This window comes from Acinetobacter sp. BSP-28, assembly GCF_044130285.1.
Classification (GTDB): Bacteria; Pseudomonadota; Gammaproteobacteria; order Pseudomonadales; family Moraxellaceae; genus Acinetobacter.
Genome location: NZ_JBIQOB010000046.1, coordinates 1 through 5,782 on the forward strand (window position 1 = coordinate 1; position 5,782 = coordinate 5,782).

Sequence of the window (5,782 nt, forward strand, 5' to 3'; positions counted from 1 at the left end):
CACCTTCAGAGTGATGAATCATCTTGTGCAGTGCAGTTTTTGTTTCTTTTGAAATTTCCATATGTGAATCCAATAGTTAAGTTCACGTTTCTTTAAAACATTGACCGAGGGATAATTGGTTAAGCGGTTAAAAGAGTTGTGGGTTTTTCACTGCGAACAATCTGGTATGGGATACCTGGAATAACAGCCATAATCTTCCCAACAGAAGGGTCTGGAACATAGTCTCCCCACTGGTTTATCGCTTGAGGTGTGATGCCAATTTCATCAGCTAAACGAGAAGCGTTTTTAAAGTGCTTTATCGCGTCATTGGTTTTGATAAGTACTCTCATACCAAATCCTAAAAGTATGCTTTATTTTTAAAGTGTACTTTAATAAATAATTGCAAGCAAGCTTTATTAACTATGTTGTAAGCTGGCTTTAATTTTAAAGTGAATTTTATTATGAGCACTCTTGAAGATAGGATTAATCAAGCAATCTCGCATTTCTTGAAAAAAAATAATTTAAAGAAATTAGATAGAACCTCTATGGCTAAATACTGTGAGGTTTCAGTAGCTGCTATTGGCCAATGGATGAATGGAAAAACAAACACCCTAGAGAGCTTAAAGAATGCGAAAGCTGCTCAATATTTAGGGGTAAACCCAGATTGGCTAGCTGGCGATACAAAATTTGATATGCTTGATTTGTCAAATACTCAAAAGCTGGACAACAATGTAGACCTATCACAAAAAATAAGCCTTGAAGGTCGCCATGTTCCTGTTATTTCTTGGGTACAAGCTGGCCCTTGGACTGGTATTGACTCAGTTCCAGCAGATACCGAGTTTGAAGAGTGGCTCCCACCCAATAAAGATTGTGGAAAAAATGGATATGGTCTTGTTGTTAAAGGTGTATCCATGTCACCAAAGTTTGAACCTGAAGACCGTATCTATGTAAATCCAGACATACAAACTTTTGATCTACAAACAGATGATTTAGTTATTATTTCTTGTACTGGTGAAACAGAAGCTACTTTTAAAAAACTGATTATTGAGGGTGGTGAGAAATATTTACAACCACTTAATCCAAATTGGCCAGAACAGATTATCAAGCTTACGGAAGACTGTCGTTTAGTTGGTAAAGTTGTTGGTCTATATAGAAAAATCTAATTAAGAAATAACTTATCAATCAAGACAAAGCCAATAGTCCAGAGGGGGAACCATGGATAATTTTGTACAAAGACTAAAAAGCCATATAGAACATGTTAAAAAAGTTGGTGAGCACTGCACAACAGAGGAAACCACAAAGCAAGCGCTCATACTGCCTTTATTAGATATTTTGGGATTTAATCCATACGATCCAACGAAAGTTCTTGCAGAATTTGCAGCTGATTTCCCAGGAGTTAAATCAACTGAACGTGTAGATTATGCATTGTATTGCAATGGCCAACCCGTAATGTTTATTGAAGCTAAGTCATATGCTGCCAATCTAACTAACCACGCCCCTCAACTATCTAGGTATTTTAATAGCAGCCTCGGCGTAACTATTGGTGCTATTACAAATGGTCGTGAATGGAGATTCTTTACTGACTTAATAAATACAAATGTTATGGATGAGAAACCATTCTTGACTATTGATTTCACAAAGGCAAACCCTGAAGACTTAACTCAGCTTGCGGAGTTTAAACATGATAATTTTCATGCAGAAAAATTAAGATTTTTCGCTGAAGAAAATCAATACATACAGCAATTTAAATCCGTGATTAAAAAAAGTATTAATGAGGTTGATATCGATTTTGTTCGCTATGTAGCACAACAGGCAAATATTCAACGTCAATTGAATACTAAATTCCTTGAGTCGATTCAACCTTTTGTTCAGCAGGCCGTACAGCAAGCTATTAGTGATACGGTTGTTAAAGGCCTATCTTCCCCAATAATTATTACCGCACAACCAGTTGAGCAAAAGCCAGTTGAAGACCAACCTAAAGTTAGTCAAACAGTGCAAGAGCCCGACTTTATTGTGAATCCTGATAATGAAAAAATCATCACTACTAAGGATGAGCAAGAGCTTCAACGAGTGGTTAGTGAACTTTTCCCGGAATATGATTTAGTATCAAAAGACACAGAAAGTTATTTTTCAGTTCTTTATCAAGGGAAAAGCAATCGCTGGTTATTTAGATATGATGTGAATAGAAAACGCCCTACCATTCAATTTATTGTTCCTGTTGATCAAAACAGACGATCTGAATTAGAGAGAGCTGGGCTAGAAGTCCAGGCTAATGGATCTGTTTTTCTTGATAAACCGGCACATATTTATCGAGCTGTTGGCATTTTAAGAGACTGTATTGATTACTGTGTTGATGATGATAATTTCAAACGTGCCTCATCTTAAGAGCAGAATTAAAGCTCCTATTTGATATTTCAAAGGCATACCAAACCCACCCTAAGCGGTGGGTTTTCTTTTGTCTATCAAAATAAAAATAAAGCGAAGTTTAAAAATATTATTAAAGTATGCTTTACACATTATAATTATTAAAGTATGCTTTAAAAATCAAATAAACAAAAGCCCCGAACAATCTTGGCAGATGCGGGGCTTACTCAAAGAGTGAGATAAGTATGAACCAAACAGCTTCCCATAGTCAAACCCCAGAGTTTGGCCATATCCCGGCAACAGGGATTCTTTACCAGCAACCGCCCTCAAGTGTGCAGATTGCTCGGGCGAATAAACGCAACAAGTTCAAAGCTTTTATGCGTGACGCGATTGCAGTAGTGGTTTTTAGTTCGCCAATTTTGGCAACACCTTTTGTTATTCATAGCTGTTCGAATGATGCAGATCGTCAATATGCTCAAGCCGTTAAGCATCAATTGCAGTTCTCAGCTTCCAATGAAGGAGCGCGCTAATGACTACTTCTACTCAAAAATTCTCTGAATACCTGGGCAACGATGAGCAAGGCAACATGCGCCTCCGTCTGGGTACTAAGTTCGCTGCAATCTATGTCGAGAAAGGCAAAGATATTTACAAGGAAACCGCTAAAGGTCTTATGAAAGTAACCCTGGAAGAATTGGTTTCTAAACCATGGATTCGTGAAAACTTTGACCGTGAACGTGCTTTTCAACGTCGTAAGGCTTTGGCCATTGGTTTGCAGAGTTCGCATATTCCATTGCGTGAACGTCGTGAGTACAAGCGTCGCACTGGATGGGTCGGGGCACATTAACAACAAGATGCCCTTCATGGGCACACCAAATGAATACTGAATATTGAGGAATGAATAATGAGCACATCTATTTTTATATTAGGACAATCAGGTACTGGTAAATCAACCAGTCTTCGCAACCTGGACCCTCGTCGCGTGTTACTGATCCAGTCGATCAGAAAGCCTTTGCCGTTTCGCTCTGCTAACTGGAAGTACATTACTGCTGACGAACCAAACGGTTCAATCCTGGTGTCTGATAATCCGCAAGAAATCATTCGCCACATCCGAATGACTCGTCGCCCAATCATCGTTATTGATGACTTTCAGTATGTGATGGCGAATGAATTCATGCGTCGCAGTACAGAACGTGGCTTCGATAAGTTCACGGAAATTGGCTTTAACGCCTGGAGCATTATTACTGAAGCGAATAATGCACACCCTCAAAAGCGCGTCTACATCCTTAGCCACACGGAAGAAGACCAGCAAGGCAAAACCAAGATTAAAACCATCGGCAAAATGCTTGATGAAAAAATCACACTGGAAGGAATGGTCACTATTTGCCTGCAAACAGCGGTCATCAATGACCAGAACCTATTCATTACCAAGAACAACGGCAACACAACTGTTAAGTCGCCTATGGACATGTTCACGTCAGATCATGTCGAAAACGACTTAAACCTTGTTGATCAGGCGATTTGTGAATTCTACGGCTTGCCTATGCCAAAAACACAAAACAACCAACAGCAACAACAAGCTGTTCAAAATTCTTAATTTAATTTCTCGGAGAAATCATCATGACTCAACAATACAAACAATTTGGCTTTAACGCTGAATCTGCAAAACAAGCTGATAGCAGCAACCGTATCGAAGAAGCTGGAAAGTATGTTGGTGTTATCAAAAGCATGGAATTCACCACTGCTAAATCTGGCACAACCGGTTTTGAAATTGAATTTGAAACAGACCACAAAGAGTCTGCTTCATTCACCATCTGGACCGAAAAGAAAGACGGAACTCCATTGGGTGGTGTTCATAAAATCAATGCTCTGCTTGCTTGTCTTGGCGTTCGCGGCCTGACACCGACGAATTCGCAGCTTGAGAAGTATGACTTCGATCTTAAAGAGCGCGTTATGAAAAACTGTGTGGTTGCGCCTGAGGTTGCTGGCAAGCGCGTCGGTTTATTACTTCAGCGTGAAAACTACCAAAATGACAGCGGTGACTGGAAATTCCAGATGAATTTCTTCTCTTGTTTCCATGCTCAAAGTGAACTCATGGCCAAAGAAATTCTTGATCTCAAAACATCACCGGAAGCGCTTCCAAAATCACTTGCATCACTGATGGCAAACCCGGTTACCACACGCAAACCTAAAAACAATAATGGTGGATTCCAGCAAAACCAAAACAATGGTTATGGCGGTGGATATGGCCAGAATGGCGGCTTTAATCAGGGTGGCTATGATCAAGGTGGATACAACAATGATGTACCGCCTGTCTTAGATGCTCCTTCTTATCTTGATGATATTCCTTATTGAGGGGTGACCAATGAATCAACCTAAAGCACTGATTTTGGATACTGAAACTCACACACTGAATGGCTATCCAATTGAAATCGCTTTTGCACCTTGCGCTTTTGCGCAAGGGGTATTGGTTATTAACCAGGATCAAGTTTTTGATGAGTATTTTTCATGCCCTGAACCGATATCTCTTGGTGCAATGGCAGTCCATCATATTCTTGAATCAGATATTGCAGAAAAGCCATCTTACGACACTTTCCGCATGCCTGAAGGTGTTGAATATTTGATTGGCCATAACATCAATTACGACATTGAAGCTGTTCAAAAATGCCAACCTGATTTCAAGGTAAAAGGGATTTGTACCCTGGCACTTGCTCGCATGATCTGGGATGAACTGGAAACCCATACGCTTGGTGCACTGTATTACTTCGTCATGGAAGATAAACGGTCGGCTAAAAAGCATTTACGTAATGCCCATAATGCCAGAGCTGATATCTACTTCACTGGCGTAATACTTCGAGCGATTGTTGAAAAGCTGGCAATCAAGGATATGCACTCGCTCTACTTAATGTCTGAGACTGCACGAATTCCGAAACGCATCAATTTTGGAAAGTACAAAGGCACTTTAATTAAAGACCTTGATCCTGGTTATATCTCATGGTTGCTGCGACAAGATGACTTAGATCCATACCTCGAAAAAGCACTACGAGGTAAAGCCGCATGATCTTCCGTATCAAAAACAAACATGTAACTGGCTTTAAATTATGGCTCGAAAAATTGGGCTACACAAAGAAAGACCTTGCTGATGGTGGTGCAACTTTTAAAGGCAAAGGTACAAAACTGGATTATGTACTGGTTGCAAAGGATTTAACCGGTAATCGAAATTGCCAGGTGCTTTATGAAGAATATCAGGTGCATTTGGTTAGTCTGTTAGATGTGAATTTGGGAGTGGTGGCGTGATGATTGGAATTCAAATCAAACCCGACTACTCGGAAGCTGTTGCAAAATTTGTAGCGAATGGTGGCCAGATTAAGCCGGCTGTAAATACCAATAAAGCTGAGTTTAATTACTGCAATGCAGATACTGTTTTGCAAAGTGCTGAGCG

The 5,782-nt window shown here is 39.9% G+C and carries 9 protein-coding genes; 8 read left to right on the plus strand and 1 reads right to left on the minus strand.

All coding sequences use genetic code 11. The features are described 5' to 3' along the window. Positions 1–119 precede the first annotated feature (119 nt). Entirely contained in the window at positions 120–329 is a 210-nt protein-coding gene (locus ACE01R_RS17280; protein WP_395552732.1) for a Cro/CI family transcriptional regulator, read from the minus strand. A 111-nt stretch (positions 330–440) separates the two neighbouring features. Here ACE01R_RS17280 and ACE01R_RS17285 point away from each other — a divergent pair, with 111 nt between their 5' ends. The 8 genes from ACE01R_RS17285 to ACE01R_RS17320 all read left to right on the plus strand — a co-directional run bounded on the left by ACE01R_RS17285 (position 441) and on the right by ACE01R_RS17320 (position 5,637). Next, positions 441–1,142, plus strand: a complete 702-nt coding sequence (locus ACE01R_RS17285; protein ID WP_395552733.1) for a helix-turn-helix domain-containing protein — start codon at positions 441–443, stop codon at positions 1,140–1,142. 52 nt (positions 1,143–1,194) lie between these two features. Then, positions 1,195–2,364, plus strand: coding sequence for a type I restriction endonuclease (locus ACE01R_RS17290; protein WP_395552734.1), 1,170 nt, complete (start codon positions 1,195–1,197; stop codon positions 2,362–2,364). Positions 2,365–2,588: 224 nt separating this feature from the next. After that, positions 2,589–2,873: a hypothetical protein gene (locus ACE01R_RS17295; RefSeq protein ID WP_395552735.1), complete on the plus strand. Its 285-nt coding sequence runs from the start codon at positions 2,589–2,591 to the stop codon at positions 2,871–2,873. Then, complete coding sequence (locus ACE01R_RS17300; RefSeq protein WP_395552736.1) at positions 2,873–3,187, plus strand: hypothetical protein; 315 nt, start codon at positions 2,873–2,875, stop codon at positions 3,185–3,187. Before ACE01R_RS17295 ends, ACE01R_RS17300 begins: the two co-directional genes overlap by 1 nt. Positions 3,188–3,352: 165 nt before the next feature. Next, complete coding sequence (locus ACE01R_RS17305; protein ID WP_395552737.1) at positions 3,353–3,937, plus strand: ATP-binding protein; 585 nt, start codon at positions 3,353–3,355, stop codon at positions 3,935–3,937. 23 nt (positions 3,938–3,960) lie between these two features. After that, a complete protein-coding gene (locus ACE01R_RS17310) occupies positions 3,961–4,695 on the plus strand; it encodes a hypothetical protein (protein WP_395552738.1) in 735 nt (244 codons plus the stop codon). A gap of 10 nt (positions 4,696–4,705) precedes the next feature. Next, positions 4,706–5,401, plus strand: coding sequence for a 3'-5' exonuclease (locus ACE01R_RS17315; RefSeq protein WP_395552739.1), 696 nt, complete (start codon positions 4,706–4,708; stop codon positions 5,399–5,401). Then, a complete protein-coding gene (locus ACE01R_RS17320; RefSeq protein ID WP_395552740.1) occupies positions 5,398–5,637 on the plus strand; it encodes a hypothetical protein in 240 nt (79 codons plus the stop codon). Before ACE01R_RS17315 ends, ACE01R_RS17320 begins: the two co-directional genes overlap by 4 nt. The last annotated feature ends 145 nt before the right edge of the window (positions 5,638–5,782 follow it).